The organism is Enterococcus hirae ATCC 9790, assembly GCF_000271405.2.
In the GTDB taxonomy this organism is placed as follows: domain Bacteria; phylum Bacillota; class Bacilli; order Lactobacillales; family Enterococcaceae; genus Enterococcus_B; species Enterococcus_B hirae.
In genome coordinates, this window is the sequence record NC_018081.1 from 1,955,602 (window position 1) to 1,978,124 (window position 22,523).

The 22,523-nt window shown below is 36.7% G+C and carries 20 protein-coding genes, 2 pseudogenes and 1 other annotated feature (1 of these 23 running past the window's edge); of the genes and pseudogenes, 20 read left to right on the top strand and 2 right to left on the bottom strand.

Annotated features, from left to right (window positions below):
• The first annotated feature begins 88 nt into the window (after positions 1 to 88).
• Entirely contained in the window at positions 89 to 454 is a 366-nt protein-coding gene (locus EHR_RS09440; RefSeq protein ID WP_010737798.1) for a DUF488 domain-containing protein, read from the top strand.
• Complete coding sequence (locus tag EHR_RS09445) at positions 451 to 2,268, top strand: FAD/NAD(P)-binding protein (RefSeq protein WP_014834570.1); 1,818 nt, start codon at positions 451 to 453, stop codon at positions 2,266 to 2,268. Before EHR_RS09440 ends, EHR_RS09445 begins: the two co-directional genes overlap by 4 nt.
• A gap of 126 nt (positions 2,269 to 2,394) precedes the next feature.
• Here EHR_RS09445 and EHR_RS13865 read toward each other — a convergent pair whose 3' ends face one another.
• Positions 2,395 to 2,562: a DUF3042 family protein gene (locus tag EHR_RS13865; RefSeq protein ID WP_010718848.1), complete on the bottom strand. Its 168-nt coding sequence runs from the start codon at positions 2,560 to 2,562 to the stop codon at positions 2,395 to 2,397.
• Between the two features lie 233 nt (positions 2,563 to 2,795).
• On the opposite strand from EHR_RS13865, the gene galE reads away from it, so the two are divergent.
• The 15 genes and pseudogenes from galE to EHR_RS09520 all read left to right on the top strand — a co-directional run bounded on the left by galE (position 2,796) and on the right by EHR_RS09520 (position 17,447).
• Positions 2,796 to 3,785, top strand: a complete 990-nt coding sequence (gene galE / locus EHR_RS09450; RefSeq protein WP_010737796.1) for a UDP-glucose 4-epimerase GalE — start codon at positions 2,796 to 2,798, stop codon at positions 3,783 to 3,785.
• Positions 3,786 to 3,792: 7 nt separating this feature from the next.
• Positions 3,793 to 5,277 carry a UDP-glucose--hexose-1-phosphate uridylyltransferase gene (gene galT / locus EHR_RS09455; protein ID WP_010737795.1) on the top strand — a complete coding sequence of 495 codons (1,485 nt, stop codon included), beginning with the start codon at positions 3,793 to 3,795 and terminating at the stop codon, positions 5,275 to 5,277.
• Positions 5,278 to 5,315: 38 nt separating this feature from the next.
• A complete protein-coding gene (locus EHR_RS09460; protein ID WP_010718851.1) occupies positions 5,316 to 6,296 on the top strand; it encodes a LacI family DNA-binding transcriptional regulator in 981 nt (326 codons plus the stop codon).
• Between the two features lie 129 nt (positions 6,297 to 6,425).
• Positions 6,426 to 7,148 (top strand): tRNA (adenosine(37)-N6)-threonylcarbamoyltransferase complex dimerization subunit type 1 TsaB, encoded by a 723-nt coding sequence (tsaB, locus tag EHR_RS09465; RefSeq protein WP_010737794.1) that lies wholly within the window; start codon positions 6,426 to 6,428, stop codon positions 7,146 to 7,148.
• Positions 7,132 to 7,670, top strand: a pseudogene (rimI, locus tag EHR_RS09470) (ribosomal protein S18-alanine N-acetyltransferase). Before tsaB ends, rimI (EHR_RS09470) begins: the two are co-directional and overlap by 17 nt.
• Positions 7,671 to 7,679: 9 nt before the next feature.
• The gene (gene rimI / locus EHR_RS09475; protein WP_010737792.1) at positions 7,680 to 8,147 is read left to right on the top strand and encodes a ribosomal protein S18-alanine N-acetyltransferase; all 468 of its coding nucleotides are present in this window, start codon (positions 7,680 to 7,682) and stop codon (positions 8,145 to 8,147) included.
• Positions 8,144 to 9,172 carry a tRNA (adenosine(37)-N6)-threonylcarbamoyltransferase complex transferase subunit TsaD gene (gene tsaD, locus EHR_RS09480; protein ID WP_010718855.1) on the top strand — a complete coding sequence of 343 codons (1,029 nt, stop codon included), beginning with the start codon at positions 8,144 to 8,146 and terminating at the stop codon, positions 9,170 to 9,172. The genes rimI (EHR_RS09475) and tsaD overlap by 4 nt, the downstream gene beginning before the upstream one ends.
• 493 nt (positions 9,173 to 9,665) lie before the next feature.
• The gene (locus tag EHR_RS09485) at positions 9,666 to 10,247 is read left to right on the top strand and encodes a hypothetical protein (RefSeq protein ID WP_010737791.1); all 582 of its coding nucleotides are present in this window, start codon (positions 9,666 to 9,668) and stop codon (positions 10,245 to 10,247) included.
• Positions 10,248 to 10,320: 73 nt separating this feature from the next.
• Entirely contained in the window at positions 10,321 to 10,944 is a 624-nt protein-coding gene (locus EHR_RS09490; protein ID WP_088771460.1) for a class D sortase, read from the top strand.
• A gap of 212 nt (positions 10,945 to 11,156) precedes the next feature.
• Positions 11,157 to 12,011 carry a hypothetical protein gene (locus EHR_RS09495; protein ID WP_014834573.1) on the top strand — a complete coding sequence of 285 codons (855 nt, stop codon included), beginning with the start codon at positions 11,157 to 11,159 and terminating at the stop codon, positions 12,009 to 12,011.
• A gap of 19 nt (positions 12,012 to 12,030) precedes the next feature.
• Positions 12,031 to 12,828 carry a YveK family protein gene (locus tag EHR_RS09500; protein ID WP_010737789.1) on the top strand — a complete coding sequence of 266 codons (798 nt, stop codon included), beginning with the start codon at positions 12,031 to 12,033 and terminating at the stop codon, positions 12,826 to 12,828.
• A 28-nt stretch (positions 12,829 to 12,856) separates the two neighbouring features.
• Positions 12,857 to 13,524 (top strand): annotated as a pseudogene (locus EHR_RS09505) (CpsD/CapB family tyrosine-protein kinase).
• Between the two features lie 81 nt (positions 13,525 to 13,605).
• Positions 13,606 to 15,432, top strand: a complete 1,827-nt coding sequence (locus EHR_RS09510; RefSeq protein WP_010737787.1) for a polysaccharide biosynthesis protein — start codon at positions 13,606 to 13,608, stop codon at positions 15,430 to 15,432.
• 79 nt (positions 15,433 to 15,511) lie between these two features.
• Positions 15,512 to 16,792, top strand: a complete 1,281-nt coding sequence (locus EHR_RS09515) for an O-antigen ligase family protein (protein ID WP_010737786.1) — start codon at positions 15,512 to 15,514, stop codon at positions 16,790 to 16,792.
• Positions 16,785 to 17,447, top strand: a complete 663-nt coding sequence (locus EHR_RS09520; RefSeq protein WP_014834576.1) for a glycosyltransferase family 2 protein — start codon at positions 16,785 to 16,787, stop codon at positions 17,445 to 17,447. The genes EHR_RS09515 and EHR_RS09520 overlap by 8 nt, the downstream gene beginning before the upstream one ends.
• Before the next feature lie 217 nt (positions 17,448 to 17,664).
• On the opposite strand, the gene EHR_RS09525 is transcribed toward EHR_RS09520, so the two are convergent.
• A complete protein-coding gene (locus EHR_RS09525) occupies positions 17,665 to 18,366 on the bottom strand; it encodes a Crp/Fnr family transcriptional regulator (protein ID WP_010718864.1) in 702 nt (233 codons plus the stop codon).
• Between the two features lie 474 nt (positions 18,367 to 18,840).
• Here EHR_RS09525 and arcA point away from each other — a divergent pair, with 474 nt between their 5' ends.
• From arcA to arcC, 3 genes are all read left to right on the top strand, one after another.
• Positions 18,841 to 20,070 carry an arginine deiminase gene (gene arcA, locus EHR_RS09530; RefSeq protein ID WP_010718865.1) on the top strand — a complete coding sequence of 410 codons (1,230 nt, stop codon included), beginning with the start codon at positions 18,841 to 18,843 and terminating at the stop codon, positions 20,068 to 20,070.
• Between the two features lie 88 nt (positions 20,071 to 20,158).
• On the top strand, positions 20,159 to 21,178 hold the full coding sequence (argF, locus tag EHR_RS09535) for an ornithine carbamoyltransferase (protein ID WP_010737784.1): 1,020 nt from the start codon (positions 20,159 to 20,161) through the stop codon (positions 21,176 to 21,178).
• 116 nt (positions 21,179 to 21,294) lie between these two features.
• Positions 21,295 to 22,245 (top strand): carbamate kinase, encoded by a 951-nt coding sequence (arcC, locus tag EHR_RS09540; protein ID WP_010718867.1) that lies wholly within the window; start codon positions 21,295 to 21,297, stop codon positions 22,243 to 22,245.
• Positions 22,246 to 22,388: 143 nt separating this feature from the next.
• Positions 22,389 to 22,523 (top strand) — a binding site (T-box leader); it runs 65 nt beyond the window's last position.

The window sequence follows — 22,523 nt, forward strand, 5'->3', positions numbered from 1 at the left end:
GCCACGATTTTTTGCTATGACATAATCAAAGGAGAATCTAATCATTTATGCTATGATCAATGTATAAGCAATGAAAGAAGTGGAGAAAATGATCAAACTGAAAAGAGTGTACAGTGCGCGCGAAAAGGGTGATGGCTTTAGAATTTTAGTTGATCGAATATGGCCAAGAGGGATATCAAAGGAAAAAGCGCAGATTGATCTATGGTTAAAGGAGATTGCACCAAGTACTGAGTTGAGAAAATTCTTTGGACATCTTCCTGAACGTTTTCCTGTTTTTGAAGAAAAATACCTAGAAGAGTTAATGACAGATCAAGAAAAGCAATTGGCAGTCAAGCAGCTAGCTGAACTCTGTCAAAACTATCCAATCGTGACCTTAGTTTATGGTGCAAAGAATGAACAGCAAAATCAAGCCGTGGTGCTAAAAGCGTTGATGGAAAGGAAGCTGAATCGATGATTATTGGCATTGTTGGGGCAGGCCCCAGAGGACTAAGCATGGTAGAACGATTGATCCGAAACAATCGGGAAAACCAACATATCCAGATCTGTTTATTCGATCCTGATGGGCCTGGTGGTCGAGTCTGGCGGCTCGATCAACCAACAGAGTTATTGATGAACTCAGTCTCTCAGCAAGTTACGCTTTTTACAGATGAAACATTAACAAGTGGCGGAGAGATTTCACCGGGGCCTAATTTATATCAATGGAGCCAAACAGAGGCGAAAAAGTATATCGAAAAGCAACAGTTTGTGAATAAAGAATTTTTTTTGGCAGAAGCCGAGCGCTTACGTGCCAATGAACCAGCTACCAGATGTTTTTATGGCTTGTACCAACAGTGGTTTTATGAACAATTAAAAAAATTAGCACCGCATTCATTCACTATCGTTCGATCCTTAGTGAAAGAGATTGATAAGATAAAGACAGGTTTTTACTTGAAAACAAACGAACAGCATTTAGTAGTAGATCAGTTAGTGATGACTACGGGACATTGGGAAAATAAAGTATCCAAAGACGAGAAAAGGTTTTATGACTATGCTGAAAAAGAGCAATTGTTCTACCAACCGCCAGCAAATCCAGCTGATGTTTCCGTAGAAACTATTCCGCCAAAAGCCACAGTGATTCTTAGAGGATTAGGTCTAAGTTTTTTTGATTATGTAGGTTTACTTACCGAGAATAGAGGAGGTAAGTTTGAAAAACAAGGAGAGAAATTGGTATATTTGCCGTCTGGACGTGAGCCGATCGTATACTGCGGGTCTAGAAAAGGGTTGCCCTATTTTCCTCGAGGAAAAAATGAAAAACGGGGAGGAGCAATGGCTGTTCCTAAATTGATCACCAAAGAAAATTTAGCAAAGCTTTATCAAAATCAACAATTAACTGGGAAACTGTTTTTCGACTTGCTAAAAAAAGATGTCGAACTTTTTTATTATAAGAAATTAATTGAGGAAAAACATCTAGCTATTTCACCAGTATTATTTGAACAAATCTTTTTAACACGTGATCAAAGTGATTGGCAAAAACAATTTCCTGAATTACAGCCTTATCAATGGGAGTGGGATTTTTTTGAAACGCCTATCTATCATGAGAAGCACGACTTTCAAAAAGAAAGTCGAAGGTTTATTGATTATCAAATCAATGAATCAATGAAAGGAAATTGTACTGGGGCGATTGCTTTAGCTTTTGATGCGTTAAAAGATTGGCGTGATCCTGTCCATCTGGTCATTGAATGGGGCATCTTCACTGCCAAAGAATATAGAGAAGTATTATGGGGTTGGTTTACTAAGCTCAATGCTTTTCTCACGATCGGTCCGCCAGTTGTTCGGACAAGAGAATTAGCCGCTCTGATTGATGCGGGTATTTTCACAATCGTTTCCCCACCGCTGGAAATCAAAACAGAGGCCGGTTTCTTTATCGTAGAAAACGAGGGACAACGGATTGAAAGTCGCTACTTGATTGAAGCCCGACTCCCGCAGACTGATTTGACACAAACAAAGAACCCAGCATTAAATAGCTTGAAAAAACATCAGCTGATTCGTCCTTTTACTTATCAGGACACGACTGGCGTGTATGAAACTGGTGCAATTGATATCAAACTAAGCACCAATCAAGTCTGGAACAAACAGGGAGAGCTAGAAGAAAATTTATATTGTTTAGGGATTCCGGTCGAAGGTGTGGATTGGTTGACAGCTACAGTCTCACGACCATATACCGATGCTTGGAATTTGAGGCAAATCGATAAAGTGGCACAGCTGATTCTTGGAAGGACAACCAATTGAAGCAAAAAACACAACCGACTCTAAAGGCTAGATCATTCATCTAACTTTTAAGATCGGTTGTGTTTTACTAATTAATAATGATTCTTTGGGTTATAAAAGGGATGATTTTCTTGAATCGTTTAAAGATTAGCGAGCTACACGTTTACGCATCGCTTTTTTACGATTTTCTTCGATCATTGTTTCTTTTTCATCAATGGGATCGATTACTGTTTTTTTAACTGAAGCTACCAATCCAGCAACAGCTGCCGCTGTTGCAAGACTACCGACTAAAATTCCAGATACAAATTTTTTCATTAAATCCACCTCGTTTATTAGTTGTTGCTTCTATTATGTAACAAATTGAAAAAAAAGGCTAGTCTGACGTCTATTTATTGGAAACCTTTACAAATTCCCCTTGAAAATATTTACTAAATGTTTTATTATAAATTTACTAAATAAATAGCAAAGGCAACAGAAACAAAAGGGTCATAGTTTCAAACGATTCAAAACGTACTTTTTGCTGCTTTTGTAAAAAAAGGAGTGTTTTCATGGCAATCTTGGTATTGGGTGGCGCAGGTTATATCGGTTCACATGCTGTTGATCGGTTGATCAATCAAAACTATCAAGTGGTAGTAGTGGATAATTTATTAACGGGGCATCAAGCAGCAATTCATCCTAAAGCACAATTTTATAAAGGTGACATTCGGGATAAATCTTTTTTACAGTCTGTTTTTGAAAAAGAAACGATCGAAGGAGTCCTTCATTTTGCAGCTAGTTCATTAGTGGGAGAGTCTGTTGAGAAACCATTGAAGTATTTTAATAACAATGTCTATGGTATGCAAATATTGTTAGAAGTGATGCATGAATATCATGTGAAGAATATTGTCTTTTCATCTACAGCAGCCACTTATGGTGAACCTACAGAATCACCAATTACCGAAGCAACTCCTACGAATCCAAAAAATCCGTACGGTGAAAGCAAATTGATGATGGAAAAAATGATGAAATGGTGTGACCAAGCCTATGGCATGCGATATGTAGCATTGCGTTATTTCAATGTAGCAGGTGCAAAAGCAGATGCATCGATTGGGGAAGATCACACACCAGAAACGCATTTAGTTCCTATTATTCTCCAAGTAGCTCTAGGTCAACGTGATTCTTTGGCGATTTACGGTGATGATTACGATACACCCGATGGAACATGCATCCGAGATTATGTTCAAGTGGAAGATTTGGCTGATGCCCATATCTTAGCTTTAGAATATTTAAGAGCGGGGAATGAAAGTAACTTCTTTAATCTAGGGAGCAATCAAGGCTACTCCGTCAAAGAAATGCTTGAAGCGGCTAGAGAAGTAACAAATCGAGAAATTCCAGCTAAGGTGGCACCACGTAGAGCCGGAGATCCAAGCCGGTTGGTCGCTTCCAGTGCTAAAGCTGAAGAAATCTTAGGTTGGCGACCAGCTTACACAGATGTAAAAGAAATCATTAAAACAGCCTGGGATTGGCATGTGAGTCATCCCCATGGTTATGAGGAGTAGAGAGAAGATGACAATCAGTCAAACGATTTGTGATTTTACGACACTAGCAATTGAAGCTGGTGGCTGGATGGAAATGGATCGAATTTATTTACAAAATCGAATTTTGGGAATGATCGGCGAAGAGGCTTTGGAAAACACTGAAGTGCGCCCTGTTTCAGAAGAATCGGTGGTGTTACTTGATCGGTTAGTCGAACAAGCCAAAAAAAATGAAGTGGTTACTGATTTACCAGCTGAAATCGAAATCTTTGAAGCACAATTAATGGATTTTTTAACACCACCACCATCAGTAGTCAATGCGTTTTTTGCACAACATTACGCAACAAATCCAGAAGAAGCAACAGACTACTTTTATCAATTGAGTAAAAGAAATGATTATATCAAAACCAGAGCGATTGCGAAAAATATCAGGTATACGTATCCTTCAGAATATGGCGAATTAGAGATTACGATCAACTTATCCAAACCTGAAAAAGATCCTAAGCAAATTGCTGCCGAAAAACATGCCAAAAAAGTTGATTATCCTGAGTGTATGCTTTGTATGAACAATGAAGGCTATAAAGGACGTTTAAATTATCCAGCTCGCACCAATCATCGAATCATCAGAATGAATCTTGATGGGGAAAGTTGGGGATTTCAGTATTCTCCATATGCTTATTATAATGAACATTCGATCATCTTGTCAGAAGAGCATCGTCCTATGAAGCTTACGAAAGAAACATTTTCACGTTTATTAAAAATCACAGAGGTTTTACCACACTACTTTGTTGGTTCAAATGCAGATCTGCCAATTGTTGGAGGATCGATTCTGTCACATGATCATTACCAAGCAGGGCGCCATGAATTTCCAATGGCTAAAGCTCCAATCGAACGATTAATCAAATTATCGGATTATCCTCAAGTAATCGCAGGTGTTGTCAAATGGCCAATGTCTGTCATTCGTCTGCAAGCGACGGGGAAAGAAATCCTAGTGGAAGCTGCTAATAGTATTTTAGAAAAATGGCAACAATATTCAGATCCCGCGGTAGCAGTGACGGCATTTTCTAAAGATGGTACGCCCCATCATACGATTACACCAATTGCTAGAAAACGCGAAAATTATTTTGAACTCGATTTAGTGTTACGAGATAACAATGTCTCTGACGAACATCCAGAAGGGATTTTCCATCCTCACCGAGATATTCAGCATATTAAAAAAGAAAATATCGGTTTGATCGAAGTCATGGGATTAGCTGTTTTACCACCTCGTTTAAAATCAGAAATGGCAGAAGTAGAAAAGTATTTGCTTGGACAAGAAAATAAGATAGCTGAGTATCACATGGAATGGGCGAAGGGCTTGAAAGCCGACCATCCAAATGTGACAACTGAAACAGTAACAGAGATCGTTCAGCAAGCTATTGGTAAAGTTTTTGCTCGTGTGTTGGAAGATTCAGGGGTCTTCAAACGCGATACAAAAGGTCAAGAAGCTTTCCAACGCTTTACTGCAACGCTTTAAGAAGAATGCCCGAGTGGAATAGATAGGAGGAGAAACAAGTGGCAACGATTAAAGATATTGCAAAGTTGGCAGGGGTTTCTCCTGCTACTGTGTCAAGAGTCTTAAATGATGATCAGGAGTTATCAGTTAGCCTAGCAACGAAAAGAAAAATTTTTGAGGCTGCTGAAGAGCTGAATTACACGAAGCATCATAGAAACACATCGTTGAATCAAAAGTCGTTGCGTTTGATCCAATGGTACAATGATCAAGAAGAATTAGAGGATCTCTATTATCTTGCTATTCGTTTGGGAATAGAGAAAAAGGCAGAGGAATCAAATGTGACTTTGCTAAAGGAAACGTGGGACGCTATCAGTGATAGACCGACAAATGGAACGATTGCTCTGGGAAAATTCGATGAGCAGCAGTTGATTGAATTGAAGCAGACACAAAGCAATCTGTTATTAGTTGATTTTGATGGAACACCCTATAACATTAATTCATTAATCGTTGATTTTCAAACAAGTATCCAAAAAGTGATTGATTATTTTTTTAACCAGGATAAAAAAGCGATTGCAATGCTTGCTGGTAGGGAATACACCAAAAAAGGACATCAACGGATTGATGACCCAAGGATTGCCGCCTACCAACAAATCATGGCTGGTAAAGGATTGACTACAACGATCATTGAAGCAGATTTTTCAGTTGAATCTGGCTATCGGAAAGTCAAAGAATACTTAGATAGTGGACAGTATTCGTTTGAGGCGCTGTTTGCAGCAAATGACACACTAGCGATCGGTGCATTGAAGGCAATTAACGAAAAAGGTCTGAAAGTACCTGAGGATATCTCATTGATCGGATTCAATGACATTAGTGTAGCAAAATATGTTTCCCCAGCTCTTTCGACAGTCAAAGTTCACACGGAATGGATGGGGGAACTGGCGGTAGAGACCGTGTTACAAATGATGAATGAAAAAGCACCTGTTTCGAGAAAAATCATTGTAGAAACGGATCTTATCTTGCGTGAATCTACAAAAAACTAAAGAACAAATCAAGAGAAAGTTGCGAATGATTGCAACTTTTTTCTTTTTTCTGAAATGAATTGTCTTTTTCTTAGCAAGAAGTATGCTACAATATAAAACGATAGAAGTTAGTAGAAAGGATGCATCAAAATGATTACATTAGGGATAGACACCGCTAATCAAACTTTAGCGATCGGCGTGATTGAAGATGATATTGTCTTAGGGCAAATCCAAATCAATAAACAGAAAAATCATAGCGTTAGTTTGATGCCGGCTATCGATCAATTATTCTCAGCACTCGGATTAGCACCAACCGCTATCGATCGAATTGCTGTTTCCGATGGACCAGGTTCATACACCGGTCTAAGAATCGGTGTAACTACTGCAAAAACACTTGCATATACATTGGGTAAAGAACTTGTGGGGATTTCAAGTTTACAAGCAATTGCTGCTAATTGCCGGAACGTAAATGGATTGATCGTGCCTTTATTTGATGCAAGAAGAAAAAATGTTTATGCTGGTGTGTACCGAAGACAAAATGGAAAATTAGAAACAGTTCTTGAAGATGTACATATTTCAATTGAAGAACTGCTTAAGCAACTGTCTCAGTTCGATGAACCTATCTTATTTGTCGGAACAGATACGCAAAAATTTACGAATGAAATAAAGGAAGTATTACATGAAGCAGAAATAAATAAGGTGCTTGAATGGGATCTTCCTAATGGCTGTACGATTGCAACATTAGGGGCCAATCGTGAACCAGTAAGAGATTTAACCAATTTTGTACCACGTTATTTGAAAAAAGTAGAAGCAGAGGAAAAGTGGTTGGAAACCCACACTCCTGGAGACGAAAGATATGTTGAAAAAATTTAAAGCATATGCTAGAAGTTTATTCTATGAAAAAAAAGAATTTGCTACTAAGATAATTGAAAATCAAGGGAAAAGCTATCGAATAAAAGAGCTGATACCTCGAGATATCAAAGATTTATTATCGATTGAACGCCAGGTATACAATGGCGAATTACCATGGACAAAAAGTGCCTTCCTTTCTGAATTAAATTCACCTTTTCAAAATTTATATTTAGGAATACTAGACGGTGAACAGTTAATTGGATTTATAGGTGCGAGAATTTTTGGCTTGGATTGCCATATTACAAATATTGCGGTTATTCCTGTGTACCAACGAAGAAATATCGGTACATTGTTAATTGACGAAATTGAAAAATTTGCTATAATGAATCGCTGTGACACACTCTCTTTAGAGGTGAGAATGAGTAATCAAGATGCCCAAAGACTCTATCGGAAATTAGGATTTCAATCGAACAAAGTAAAAAAGGGTATTATACCCAAACAAATGAAGATGGATTAGAAATGATCAAATATTTAGAAAAATGAGAGGTACAATTGATTTATACTAAGAGTGACTTTGAAGATGAACAGTTAGCGTCTTGTTTATGGGCGCTTTGTGAGGAAGCATATGAACATGGTTCTCCTTGGACCAAAGACCAATTTTTAATGGATATCCAACAACCACATACGCAATATTACTTATTGGTGGAAAATTCGCTACTCCAAGGATTCATTGGCTATTCGAAAGTTATCGATGAAACGGAGATCACGAATATTGCTGTGGCAAAAAAACTGCAAAAAAAAGGGTATGCACGTCAGTTATTACGCTTTTTATTAGACCGAGAAAAACAAGCAGGAACATATAATGTTTATTTAGAAGTACGAACGTCTAACCTAGCAGCTCGTCATCTTTACCAATCAGAGAAATTTAGAGAACTAGGGAAACGAAAATCTTATTATCATGATCCAGTAGAAGATGCGATCATTATGAGTACAAAGTTAAAAACGGAGACGATGAAATGAAAGAAGAATTGATTCTGGCAATTGAATCAAGTTGCGATGAAACGAGTGTCGCAGTTGTGAAAAATGGTGATGAGATTTTAGCCAATGTCATTGCTTCACAGATTAACAGCCATAAAAGATTTGGCGGTGTTGTTCCAGAGGTAGCAAGTCGCCATCATGTAGAGCAAATCACCTTATGTATCGAAGACGCTTTGGCGGAGGCTGGCACTTCTGTTGAACAACTGAGTGCTGTAGCGGTTACTTATGGTCCTGGTTTAGTTGGTTCGTTACTGATTGGGATTTCTGCCGCTAAAGCTTTTGCTTGGGCGAACAATTTGCCTTTGATACCTGTGAACCATATGGCAGGTCATATTTACGCTGCACGCTTTCAAAAGCCTTTTGAATTTCCGCTACTAGCATTGCTTGTCAGTGGTGGACATACAGAGTTGGTCTATATGAAGGAAGACGGGAACTATCAAATCATCGGTGAAACGAGAGACGATGCCGCTGGAGAAGCTTATGACAAAGTTGGTCGTGTCTTAGGTTTGAGTTATCCAAGCGGAAAAGAAATCGATCAGTTAGCGCATCGTGGTGAAGATACCTACCATTTTCCAAGAGCCATGATTCATGAAAGTAATTATGATTTTAGCTTTAGTGGTTTAAAAAGCGCCTTTATCAATTTAGTACACAATGCCCAACAACGTGGAGAAACTCTTGATACAAATAATTTAGCTGCTAGTTTTCAAGCGAGCGTTGTGGACGTTTTAGTCAATAAAACTCTTCGTGCTTGTAACGAATACCCAGTCAAACAATTGATTGTAGCAGGTGGAGTTGCAGCCAATCAAGGATTGCGTGAAACGCTCGAAGAGGCATTGAAAAAAGAACATCCAGAAATTGAACTGCTGATCCCTCCATTAAAACTTTGTGGTGATAATGCAGCAATGATTGGAGCAGCTGCGCATGTAGAATTGAAACAAGCCAATTTCGCTGATCTTCGTTTAAATGCGAAACCTAGTGTGGTATTGAATCAAGGAGGAAATGAGTAAAATTCACCTCATTTTCGTATACATGGCAAGAGCGGTGGAGAAAAACTTACTTTGTAGTAAGTGAAATCGATTGATTAATGAAATATGAAAGTTAGAATATCATTTTTGTTTTTACATCTATCAAAGAGCTTGGGACAATCTTTTATTTGTTCCAAGCTTTTTTTGACTTAAAATTTCTAAATTTGGAAATTTTTGTTCTATTGTTCAAATCGTTATATTAATAAGAGATCTCGCGATAATACGGATTAGAGATTAAGAATACAAATGACGTAAATACTATGTTCTCAGCAAAAACACTTATTATAATAACTATTTTTAAATAGTAATTGTTATTTTGCGAGTAGTGATTTTATTACGATGGTTATTTGTTTTGAAGGCATTTATTTAATTGTCTTAAGAAATAACATATGCTAATATGGATGGTAGAAATGCTTTTATGTGTTATTTTTTAATGGTTGTTTAATTATTTTGATAGGAAAAGGAGAGTTAGAAGATGAAATATGTGTTACAGAGTATGGTTTTAATTTTATGTAGTTTCTTTTTTACGTCTTATGTTGATGCTGCCGGGGCGATTTCGCAAGATGAGCAAATGATCATCCAAGAATTGACTCAACCTATTTTAATTCAAAGCAAAGAATTTCAAATGCCTCAAACATATATTACACAAACTGAAAATTATTTAAAACAAAATGATTTATCCAAGTCACAAGTGGATACAGCAGTAAAAAATATCCAAAATGTGAAGCAAAAACTGACTAATTTAGACATTGATTTGTCATCGGTTCATACGATAAATGATTTAATAAAAATTATCCCTAGGGAAACAATTTTGGAAATTCAGCAATTGATTTCATCAACAGCGGATGCTTTAGGATTAGTCGTTTTAAGTTGGAATAAAGGGTATGTTGAGCTAGGCGCACAAAACTCTGATGGCTCGATTTCAGCAGTGTTCAACTCGAAACAACCGATTAAACAAACGGGAACATTCCCTATCTCAAGCATTCTTGCAATTGGATGTTTAATGATGACTGCGACAGGTGCATTCATCGTAGGAAAGAAAGTCAAACTTGCATAAAAAAAGAAAAATTAAAAAGAATAGGCGGAATGATTTTTACCCCTATCTTTTTTTGATCATGGGTTATTCGCTAATGTATATTATTGGGCGACCTGTCATTCAGTTTACGACTTCTTCCTTACGATTGTTTCTGCTTTCGGATATTCCAAAATATGAAAAAAAGACACAACCATCAGCTAAAGGTATGTCAACTAGTGAGTTAGAAGAAAAACGGAAAACAATTGAGTTGGAAGGAGAGAATATTCCCTCCAGTAAAATCGATTATCCAAGAAGCGGGTATCAATATGGACAGGTTGATGTTGCTTCTGTAAATTTGAATGTGCCCTTATATTATGGAGACTCAGATGATATTTTACGAGAGGGTGCTGGACAATACATGGGGTCTGTGTATCCAGGTGAACATGGGACTACATTGATTGGTGGGCATAATAGTAGTGAATTTGGAAAATTAAGTGCTGTCAAAATTACGGATAAGATTAACATTTCCACTAGTTATGGTGAGTATGTTTACCAAGTATACGAAACAAAGATTTTAGATAAAAATGCGAAATTGATTAGTCAACTTCTAGTTCAAAAACAGCAAGGAAAACTGATTTTGTATACTTGTTATCCAGTCGATAGTATTGGAATGACGGATCAAAGATTATTTATTCTAGGCGATCTCATTAAGGGGCCAATGATCCAACCAGATAAATAATGAATTGAAAAATTGCGCTACTCATGTGTTAAGCAAAACGCTTTGAAAAGAGGTGGATTTACCAAAAAAGAATCAAATGATCAATCGAATAATCGCTTGTTTGGCTCACTAAAAATGAAGTTAGTGGATAAAAAATTTCGAAGTGGGGCAATTTAAGCTGCAATGAGTTTGTGAAATTTTATGGTCTTTTCTTACATTTGGTAAAAATAGTTATGAAAAAAAGAAAACAATGGCGAAAAGTGCCAAAAATGATTCTTGCTTTTATCTGTTCGCTTAGTTTATTTGCAATTTTTGTCTTGGGCATTCTTAAGATTACTTTATTCAATCAAAATTTTATGATCCGTGCAGTGGAATCCTCACATTATGGGAAAACGATCACTAAAGAGATCAATCACACAATTGCTGATGTAGGAAGAGGTGCCAATATCTCCCAAAAATGGTTGAATCAGACAGTTTCAGAAAGCTTAGTAAATGATAATATCAAACAATATATTCATAGTATCTATGCTGGCTCAACCTTTCAATTAGAAGGGGAGAAGCAAATAGAAGAGACAGTCCAAAGCCAATTAGAAAGTTATGGAAAAGAAAAGAATTACCCAAGAAATGCAGAATTTGAAACCACAGTAAATAAACTAAAAAAAGTGAGTATTGAAACAGTTCGGCGTGATATCGAAATCCCTTATTTTGCGTTATACGGCAAAAAAATAATGGCTTATACATCCACCCTTAACCTGTTGCTCATTTTTGCAGTCGCTTTTTTTGGAATCTTATTTTCCGCAATCATTTCGCTTAACAAACCCTTCTTTCATTTAATTATCCGTTACCTTGCTTATGTGATCGGTGGAGCTGGATTAATGGTAGGGGCTTTACCGACCTATTTGTATGTAACTCGATTGATTGAACGATTGGGTATTCATTCTGAAGCTCTATACTTATTTTTAACGACTTATTTGAAAAATTTTCTCTTTATGTTTATGAAATTTGGTCTTTTCAGTATCCTGTTGAGCTTGTTCCTATTTGGTGTAAGTGAGTTTTTCAGAAAGAAAATAGTTCGACGTGAAAAATAGAATAGAAAGGGGCGAAAAGATGGAAGCGGTTATTAATTTGAATGAGATTCTAAGCTGGTTAAAAAAGCGGATACTGTTGATTATTTGTACATTGATCGGCGGTTTCGCCGTTGCGACTGGAATAACTTATTTTGTTATTACACCAACATACAGTTCATCGGCTGAATTGATCGTTCAATCGAAAAACGAAATCGTCAACCATAATTTACAATCAGAAGTACATGCAAATGTACTCTTGATTAATACATATAAAGACATGATTTTAGGAGATATCGTACTTAATGAAGCAACCGAATACTTAGAAAATAAATTTGCTTATTACTTAACGAAAGATCAATTGAGAAAGAATATTCAGATTATTCAATCTTCAGATTCACAAATGTTCCATATCAAGGTGATGTCAGATGAAGCTGAAAAAGCTGCGAATATAGCAAATGTTCTTGCTTATACTTTTGAAGAAAAAGTAAAAGAAGTTTTAGACGTAAATAAAGTAACGATCACATCAATTGCGCAAGCAAATCAGCTACCGGTTTCACCCAATAAACGGTTGAATCTTTTTCTTGGTGCATTTTTAGGTTTACTTCTAGGGATCGGGATGGCTGTCTTGTTAGAAATATTGGATAAAACAGTAAAGGATGAGCATTTTCTCGCAACGATGGGGTATCCAGTCTTAGGGATAATTAGTGAAATGAGTAATAAGGAAATTGAAAGTGGGCAATCGATTCAACTCACAACTTACTCTCGACAAGGCACTCATACACATAGACAACGAGCGCGTACACATCTAAGCAGAGAAAATCGGTTCACACGAAAATAGATGAGGAGACTAATACGTGAAAAATAATATGAAAAAAAAGGGTGTTCCTCTGATTAGTGCTAGTAAACAATCGTCCATGATCTCTGAACAGTATCGAACGGTTCGATCAAATATCCAATTTAGCTCATTTGATCAGGATATAAAGACAATCGTCGTTACTTCAGCAGGTCCAGAGGAAGGGAAGTCAACTGTTTCAGCGAATCTAGCGATTGTTTTTGCAAATAGCGGGAAGAAAACACTCCTAATTGATGCAGATTTAAGAAAGCCAAGTGTAGAAAGTACATTTCGTTCAACCTCGAACAGTGACGGACTAACTAACCTGTTAAAAAAAGAAATGAATCAGCTTTCGTATTCATTCATGAAACAAATATTGCACATTTGTGGACAATGACCAGTGGACCAAAACCTCCCAATCCTTCTGAATTACTCGAGTCAAGCCGAATGAATGAAATCATTGATGAATTAAGCGTAAATTTTGATTTGATCATTTTTGATTTACCGCCTGTTGTGCCTGTGACGGATGCACAGATACTAGCTTCAAAAACAGATGGTACAATCATTGTCGTGAGAGAACGAAAAACGCTAAAGCAAGAATTGTTCAAAGCAAAGGAACTATTGACGATCGCTCAGGCAAATATCTTAGGGATTGTCTATAATGGAGTAAAGAAGTCGAAAGATATCAACTACTATTATTGAGGTAGTAGATGGTGTGTTAAAATGATTGAAAGAAAATGTTGATCAAGATCGTGCATATCAAGTACTAAAGAAGGTGATTTATTGATTAAACCAACTAGAAAAATCAAAGCGATTAGTTTGGTGCTACTCGATAGTTTTCTGATCATACTTGCTAATTACATCAGTTTTATATTTATGGTTCCATTTGTTATCATCAATAGAGATTATTTGGCAATAACACTCATTTCATCAGTTGTTTGTTATCTGTTCTATGGTGGGATCTTTAAAGTATTTACAAGAATCAATCGTTATACGAATCTTAATGAGTTGTTAGGGATCTTTGCGGCACTCACTTTTATGTTATTTTCAATTTTTCCTTTGTTTTACTTGTTTAACCAGGAGCTCATGTACCAGATTAGTTTGCGATTAGTTGTTTTTTCTTACATAATGGCACTTTTATTGGTTGCTAGTAGTCGGTTAGGCTGGCGGGTCTGGGTTGAATTGAAAAATAAAAATGGTCGTTCGAATGAAAAAAAAGTACGAATCTTGATCATTGGTGCTGGAGATGGTGGACAATTACTGTATCAAAGTTTTTTAGGTTCTCAAATTGTGAATAATATTGAAGTTGTGGGCTTTGTCGATGATGATTGTAACAAATGGGGAACTTATCTTTTAGGTAAAAAAGTACTGGGAAATACCCGTGAAATAAATCAATTGATCCAGACGTTCCGTATCAATATGGTTACGATAGCGATTCCTTCGTTACCAAAAAAGAAGATCCAACAGCTTGTTCAATCCATTGAAAATAAGAATATCAAGGTAAATATGGTTCCCTCTTTTGAAGAAGTAGCTACCGGAAAAATCAATGTTTCGCAATTAAAAGAAGTAGATGTGATCGATCTATTAGGAAGAGAGGAAGTTTCCCTTGACCTAGAAAGTATCAGCCATCAATTAGAAGGACAAACGATTTTAGTAACTGGGGCTGGGGGCTCGATTGGTTCAGAGATTTGTCGGCAAGTTTTGGCATTTGAACCAGCAAAGTTGATTTTACTTGGACATGGAGAAAATTCGATTTATTCGATTCATCGAGAACTAACTACATTAGATCCTCAGAGGAAAGTAGAGATTCTACCAATCATTGCTGATATTCAAGATAGAGAACGCATCTTTTATTTGATGGAAAAATACCATCCCACGATTGTTTATCATGCAGCCGCACATAAACACGTTCCGCTGATGGAATATAATCCCACAGAAGCAATTAAGAATAATATTAACGGAACAAAAAATGTGGCGGAAGCAGCTAAAAAAAATCATGTTAAGAACTTTGTGATGATTTCTTCTGATAAAGCAAATCGCCCGCCAAATGTGATGGGAGCAACAAAAAGAATCGCAGAAATGTTAATCACAAGTCTGAACCAATCTGGTGAGACCAAGTTTTCGGCTGTCCGTTTCGGGAATGTACTTGGGTCTAGAGGTAGTGTTATTCCACTGTTTAAAGAACAGATTTTAAGAGGGGGACCGATCATTGTCACCGATTTTCGGATGACCCGCTACTTCATGACGATCCCTGAAGCGAGCAGATTAGTTATTCAATCAGGTGCATTGGCTAAGGGAGGAGAAATTTTTGTTTTGGATATGGATAAGCCAATCAAGATCGTGGATCTAGCTAAGAATATGATCCATTTGAGTGGTTATACAGAAGATATCGAGATTGTTGAAACAGGGATACGTCCTGGGGAAAAATTATATGAAGAATTGCTATTAGAAAAAGAAAAGAAAGAAACGCAAATTTTTGAGAAGATTTTTGTTGGGGACATTAAAGGCTTTTCTTTAAAAGAAGTCACCCAGCTAATTGAACAGTTACCAGAAGATGAAAGCGAAGCAGCCAAGAAAGTTATAGCGTTTGCAAATGCTTCTAATGAATGAAGGAAAGATAGAAATGATGATTGGAAAAATAAATCAATCAGTGAATTTTTGCTGTTAAAGGCACACGGGGAGATAGAAAATGAAAACAATTGAAGCAAATGGGTACTCATCAATTGATGAATTAACGAAAAGCAACCAAAAAATTTTAGGAAGGTTATTTTACCTATTGGGATTTACACTCTGTATTTCGCGTGTTTTTTTCGGGATCAATATGTCAATAAGTGATGTATTTATGGTGCTATTAGTTGGCTACCTTCTACTAATGAAAAAAGTGGTGTTCAGTAAACAATTAGTACTATTTTTTATTGGGGTTATTTGTTGGCGGTTATTGTCCACGATATTGTTAAGTTCATGGGTGGATACTTCTGTTTCGCTTTTTTCAGTCATCATGACGGGACAAAAATTTTTCGTCAATCTCCTTTATTTGATTCTAACGATCTCGATCCTTCATATAAATCCAGAGTTGAAAAAAGATTTTTTATCTGGGGTAAAAGTCGGAACACTTTTTTTTGGCTGTCTTAGTATGTTCATTTTTCTAGTAGCTCCAGCAAGTTTGAAATCATTTGTTTTGTTCGGTGATCTACGTTTGAAAGGATTCATGAATGATCCTAACTATTTTGCTTATCTTCAAACATGTGGCTACTGTATCTGGTACTTAAGACCATTTAAAGGTAAGTGGAAGAACCTGATTGCATTCATGGGTTATACATTCTGTATTTTGTTATCTGCTTCCAAAACAGGCGTTGTAGCGTTTTTAGTAATCAATTTGTTATTTCTAATTCAAAAATTATTTAGGAAAAATATCAACGTCAAACATCTTGTAATGACAATCATGACAGCGAGTGTATTGATTATCGGTACGCATTTTCTTTTTGCTGATTATGTAAGTAATTTAATTGCACGTTTTCTTTCCATTCCGCAATTTGTCCGATTTGAGGGAGTCTTCACTAATTTTTATGGCGCAATCGTTGCTGGAGGTTCCGGTAGAACAGAAGCTTGGAAAACAGCACAACTTTTGTTAACGCGGACTCATTTCATGGGTATCGGTTTCGTTGACTACTCTTCAGTTGCTTTATCAGTTAGTGGAAGCCCGACGATTGCTCATAATACTTTTTTACAAATAGCTGTTGAATGGGGAATAGTCCCAGCAATGATGGGAATGTTGTTGGTATTTGGTCAGTTTGTCAGAAAATTATTGCTGAAAAAATGGTTGCTGTGTCTCTTAATATTAGCGAATATTATTTTTTCTTTTAGTATTTCTTTACAAAATTCACGATTACTATGGATCTTAGTAGGTTTACTCGTTGTGAAAGAACAGGGATCTCTAGTAAATGGAAAAAAGGAGCAGTCAAATGATTAGTGTGATTATTCCCACTTTCAATGCAGAAAAATCGATTGAGCGAGCAGTCAATTCTGTACTAAGACAAAGCTATCAAGATTTTGAAATCATTATTGTCGATGATCGATCAACAGATCATACTTGGGAACTTTTAACGAAATTAAAAAAACAAGATCAACGTATCAGAATCTATCAAAACGCTAGAAATTCTAAAAGTGCTTATACTCGCAACCAGGCAATCAAACATGCACGGGGGAACTACATTATGCAACTAGATGACGATGATTATTGTCACGTGGAACGTATGGCAAAGCAAGTAGCGTTTTTAGAGGCTCATCCAGAATTTGGTTTTGTTGGCAGTAATGCCTATTTATGGGACCAAGAGGGTGTCTATGGTGAACGGGTGGTCAAAGAACGACCTGAAATAAAAGATCTCTTGAAAACGAGTCCGTTCATCAATCCATCGGCTATGTTTAGAAAACACATCTTAGAATCTGTAGCGGGTTATCGAGTTTCAAAAGATACTGTTAGAGGACAAGATTATGACCTATATATGCGGTTATATGCGAAGGGACACAAAGGTTATAATTTACAAGAAAACTTAGTTTATTACTATCAAGATAAAGAGTATTATAAAAAAATTCCTGGAAAAATCGCCTTGGGGAAAGTCGGTTGAAATATCGTAATTTCAAAGAATTACAGGTTGCTAAAGTTCATTATCTGTATGTCTTGAAACCACTAATAGCGATAATGATTCCTAGACACCTCCTATTTTGGCATCAGCACCGCAAACAAGGATGAAAAGGTTTCTTTGTCTCCTTTACAAATAAATCAGGCTTAGACAAAAAATAAAACATACTAAGATAAGGGCAGCCTCATCTTAGTATGTTTTTTTATTCTCTTAAAGCAGGCGTCACAGCAGTTTTACAAAAAGTAAACCGTTTCTTTTGGTAATCTAATAAACCAGAATCTTTTAACTGTTTGATTACTTGTCCAGCAGTCTCTCTCGTTGTCCCACTATTAACCGCTAATTCTTTTAGTGTGATAGGGTATGGAATTTCGACATGGCCATCTGTGGTTGGTATGCCAAGCTCTTCTTTTAAAATGAATAAGTTTTGTTTCACTCGATCAAAAGCGCTAGAAGTTAAACCGATCTGTATCCGCAGTTCGTGCATCGCTACTACTTTTGAGATTTTATGGATCATATAGAGTAATTGTTTTGGATTGTTTTTCGCAATTTTTTCATAACAAGATACTGGGAAAGAGAAAGTTTCGATGTCTGTCATTGCTTGAGCAGTGTATGAATAAATTCCTTCTTCAAAAATACCAGACATTGGGAAAAGGTTATTTGGATTGACATAATCATAATAATAATAAGTAGCACTTTCATCATATCGTTCTAGACGAACCAATCCTGATGTTAAAATGTAGAGACGTTGTCGTTCATCTCCTTCATCAAATAAAATTTGTCCTTTTTTATAAGAACGAAGGATCGTATGCTCTTTAATGAGCTCAAATTCCTCGTCAGTAAAGTTTTCAAAATCAGGTTGATAGCGTAACTTTGAAAAATGATAATCAATTCTATTTATACGCATAAAACTCCCACTCCTTACTTTCAGCTACATACTATATTGTGACTGGTTTTGGCTTAAATGTAAAGTTTTAACCTAGAAGAAAAATCATGGTTAAAAAAGCAATTTTATTCTTTGTGATCAGTCTTTTTTGTTATTATGAATAATTTATACGGATAGATTGCATAATTCTTTTTAATGATTGGTATTTTTGTATAAAAAACACAATTATTACATAAAGCAAGCGCTATCAACCTTGTGAAATATCGAAAAAGAAAATATTCAAAAATAATTTTTTAATGAATAAATATTTTTTTGAGAGAGTTTTCAGTATAAAAAAAGTGATAAAAGTTAATAAAAAATGTAAAAACGTTTATTTATTTAATTGTCTTCTAATAATGTGAAATTGCTCTCGTTTTAGATGAGAAGAAATTATGAAAGTGGTTACAAAAAGGCGGTATTCTATGTATGTAATCAAAACGAAGGAGGCAACACAACATGGATAAACCTATTCACGTTTTCTCTGAGATAGGGAAGTTAAAGACAGTTTTATTGAAACGACCTGGACAAGAAGTGGAAAATTTAACACCAGATATTATGGACCGTCTGTTGTTTGATGATATTCCATATCTGCCAATCGCACAAGAAGAGCATGACTATTTTGCAAAGACATTGCAAGATGAAGGCGTCGAAACTTTATATCTAGAAAAATTAGCTGCAGAAGCAATTGATGCCGGCAATGTCAAAGAACAATTTTTAAATAAAATGTTAGACGAATCCCACATTGCATCTTCTGCTGTAAGAGATGGTCTTCATGAGTTCCTTCTATCAATGGAAACCCAAGAAATGGTAGATAAAATTATGGCGGGTGTCCGCACGAAAGATATTTCAGTTCGTTCAAACAGTCTGTATGATCTTTCTTCAGATGACGACTATCCATTCTATATGGACCCAATGCCAAACCTTTACTTTACACGTGATCCTTCCGCATCAATGGGAAATGGGATGACTGTTAACATGATGACATTTGAAGCACGTCGTCGTGAATCAATGTTTACTGAATACATCTTGAAACATCACCCACGTTTTGCGAACAAAGGGGTTGAAGTATGGTTAGATCGTGAAAACCCTGATCACATCGAAGGTGGAGATGAATTAATCCTAAGTGACAAAGTCGTCGCTGTAGGTATCTCACAACGAACAAGCGCTAAAGCAATCGAAAAATTAGCACGTAATTTATTTGCTAAACATGCAGGCTTTGAAAAAGTCCTAGCAATCAAGATTCCTAACAATCGAGCAATGATGCATTTAGATACTGTGTTTACCATGGTTGACCATGATAAATTCACGATCCATCCAGCAATCCAAAGTAAAGAAGGAAAAATGGATGTCTTTACGATCGAACAAGCAGGCGATGATATCAAGATCGCTCATTCAGATGACTTACAAGCGTCATTAAAAGCTGCGTTAGGTTTGGATGATTTAGTCTTGATCCCAACTGGTAATGGTGATGCGATCGTTGCTCCTCGTGAACAATGGAATGATGGTTCTAACACCCTGGCAATCGCACCAGGTGTTGTCGTAACGTACAACCGTAACTATGTATCCAATGAATTATTACGTAGCTATGGCATCAAAGTATTGGAAATCAATTCAAGTGAGTTGTCACGCGGTCGTGGTGGTCCACGCTGCATGAGCCAACCATTAGTACGTGAAGATTTAAAATAATATGAATGCTAGTGGCAGTCTAACTGTCAGCTGCCACTAGATTTCCTCTTTAAAACAAAAACAAACAACCTAAAGGAGAATTTTAGTTATGAAAGAGTCAGTATTTCAAGGAAGAAGTTTATTAGCAGAAAAAGATTTTACAAAAGAAGAATTGCAATATCTAATCGATTTTTCTGAGCACTTAAAAGATTTGAAAAAACGTGGCATTCCACATCACTACTTAGAAGGTAAAAACATTGCACTTTTATTTGAAAAAACGTCTACTCGTACACGTGCAGCTTTTACAACTGCAGCAATCGATTTAGGTGCGCATCCTGAATATCTAGGTGCCAATGATATCCAATTAGGTAAAAAAGAATCAACAGAAGATACAGCTAAAGTATTAGGTCGAATGTTTGACGGAATTGAGTTCCGCGGCTTTAGCCAAAAAATGGTGGAAGAACTAGCAGAATTTTCTGGTGTTCCAGTATGGAATGGCTTAACAGACGAATGGCATCCAACACAAATGATCGCAGATTTCTTAACAATCCAAGAAAACTTTGGAACAGTTGAAGGAATCACAGTGGCGTATTGTGGTGACGGACGTAACAACATGGCGAACTCTTTACTTGTGACTGGGGCTATTTTAGGTGCAAACATGCGTATCGTAGCACCAAAAGAATTACAACCAGAAGAAGAAATCGTCAAAATGGCAGAAGAATTTGCTGCTAAATCTGGTTCACAATTAATGATCACTGATGACGTGGATAAAGGTGTTGACGGTGCTGACGTACTTTATTCAGATGTTTGGGTATCAATGGGTGAAGAAGATAAATTTGAAGAACGAATCAAATTGTTGAAACCTTACCAAATCAACATGGAAATGATCGAAAAAACGCACAATACTGACCGTTTGATTTTCTTACATTGCTTACCAGCGTTCCATGATACAAACACAATCTATGGTGAACAAATGAAAGAACGCTTCGGCATTACTGAGATGGAAGTTACTGATGAAGTCTTCCGCAGTAAATATGCACGTCAATTCGACCAAGCAGAAAACCGCATGCACTCAATCAAAGCGATCATGGCAGCAACACTTGGTAACTTGTTTATTCCTCGTGTGTAACGGTTAATCACATTCATCTCAAGAACAAAACGAGTCAGCTTTAATGGACCTCATCATGGGCTGGCTTGTTTTGTCATTGAGAAAATTCAGAACTCTCTGGAGAAAGGAAGACAAATATGGCAAATCGTAAAGTAGTTGTCGCATTAGGTGGTAATGCGATTTTATCAACAGATGCAAGTGCAAAAGCACAACAAGAGGCATTGATGGAAACAGCAAAATACTTAGTAAAATTCATTGAACAAGGGGATGAGTTGATCATTTCTCACGGGAATGGACCACAAGTAGGGAATTTGCTGATCCAACAACAAGCAGCTGACTCAGAAAAGACACCAGCGATGCCTTTAGATACTTGTGTTGCAATGACAGAAGGATCAATTGGGTATTGGTTACAAAATGCAATGGGTGAAGTATTGAAAGAAAAAGGCATCGATAAAGATGTGGTTTCACTTGTTACGCAAGTCATCGTTGATGAAAACGATCCATCATTTAAAAACCCAAGCAAACCAGTAGGACCATTCTATACCGAAGAAGAAGCCAATGAACAAATGAAAGCTGATTCAACAGTAACCTTTAAAGAAGATGCTGGTCGTGGCTGGCGTAAAGTAGTGGCTTCTCCTAAACCAATTTCAATTAAAGAAGCACGAGTGATTGAAACGCTAGTAGAACAAGGCGTGATTACAGTCTCTGTTGGTGGTGGTGGAATTCCTGTTGTGGAAACGGCAACTGGTTTAGAAGGTAGAGAAGCGGTTATCGATAAAGATTTTGCTTCTGAAAAATTAGCGGAAATTATCGATGCAGATCTATTGATCGTTTTAACTGGAGTAGATAATGTTTATGTAAATTATCAAAAACCAGATCAAAAGAAACTAGAAACTGTTTCAGTTTCAGAAATGAAGCAATACATTGATGAAAATCAATTTGCACCAGGAAGTATGCTGCCAAAAGTCGAAGCGGCAATTGCCTTTGTTGAGGCAAAACCAAAAGCTAAAGCGATTATTACTTCTTTAGAAAATATCGAGAACCTTCTCGCATCTGAAGAAGGAACGATCATCGTAGCGGATAACTAAGAATTCTTTTTCTTAGGAGATGAACTATGTTAAAAAGTGTCCAGTTGGTATTTCTTCTCCTTTAGACCTTCTGGACATTTTTTATAAGAAATCCCTAGCCAGCAGTTTTTTTTTCTGCTATAATTCAATTAATATAATAATTTCATAGTTTGTTGAACAAGAGAGTAATTGTATTTACTTGATCAAAGCGAGTTTGGGTGTGGTGAAAGCCAAACGAGAGGATACAATGAAGCGCACTTGGAGAACTCTGTCTAAGACAGACGGCTATCAACCGATAT

Coding starts and splice junctions, on each gene's coding strand:
- EHR_RS09440 (WP_010737798.1), top strand. CDS start 89: ATGATCAAACTGAAAAGAGTGTACAGTGCGCGCGAAAAGGGTGATGGC.
- EHR_RS09445 (WP_014834570.1), top strand. CDS start 451: ATGATTATTGGCATTGTTGGGGCAGGCCCCAGAGGACTAAGCATGGTA.
- EHR_RS13865 (WP_010718848.1), bottom strand. CDS start 2,562: ATGAAAAAATTTGTATCTGGAATTTTAGTCGGTAGTCTTGCAACAGCG.
- galE (WP_010737796.1), top strand. CDS start 2,796: ATGGCAATCTTGGTATTGGGTGGCGCAGGTTATATCGGTTCACATGCT.
- galT (WP_010737795.1), top strand. CDS start 3,793: ATGACAATCAGTCAAACGATTTGTGATTTTACGACACTAGCAATTGAA.
- tsaB (WP_010737794.1), top strand. CDS start 6,426: ATGATTACATTAGGGATAGACACCGCTAATCAAACTTTAGCGATCGGC.
- tsaD (WP_010718855.1), top strand. CDS start 8,144: ATGAAAGAAGAATTGATTCTGGCAATTGAATCAAGTTGCGATGAAACG.
- EHR_RS09485 (WP_010737791.1), top strand. CDS start 9,666: ATGAAATATGTGTTACAGAGTATGGTTTTAATTTTATGTAGTTTCTTT.
- EHR_RS09490 (WP_088771460.1), top strand. CDS start 10,321: ATGTATATTATTGGGCGACCTGTCATTCAGTTTACGACTTCTTCCTTA.
- EHR_RS09495 (WP_014834573.1), top strand. CDS start 11,157: ATGAAAAAAAGAAAACAATGGCGAAAAGTGCCAAAAATGATTCTTGCT.
- EHR_RS09500 (WP_010737789.1), top strand. CDS start 12,031: ATGGAAGCGGTTATTAATTTGAATGAGATTCTAAGCTGGTTAAAAAAG.
- EHR_RS09515 (WP_010737786.1), top strand. CDS start 15,512: ATGAAAACAATTGAAGCAAATGGGTACTCATCAATTGATGAATTAACG.
- EHR_RS09520 (WP_014834576.1), top strand. CDS start 16,785: ATGATTAGTGTGATTATTCCCACTTTCAATGCAGAAAAATCGATTGAG.
- EHR_RS09525 (WP_010718864.1), bottom strand. CDS start 18,366: ATGCGTATAAATAGAATTGATTATCATTTTTCAAAGTTACGCTATCAA.
- arcA (WP_010718865.1), top strand. CDS start 18,841: ATGGATAAACCTATTCACGTTTTCTCTGAGATAGGGAAGTTAAAGACA.
- argF (WP_010737784.1), top strand. CDS start 20,159: ATGAAAGAGTCAGTATTTCAAGGAAGAAGTTTATTAGCAGAAAAAGAT.
- arcC (WP_010718867.1), top strand. CDS start 21,295: ATGGCAAATCGTAAAGTAGTTGTCGCATTAGGTGGTAATGCGATTTTA.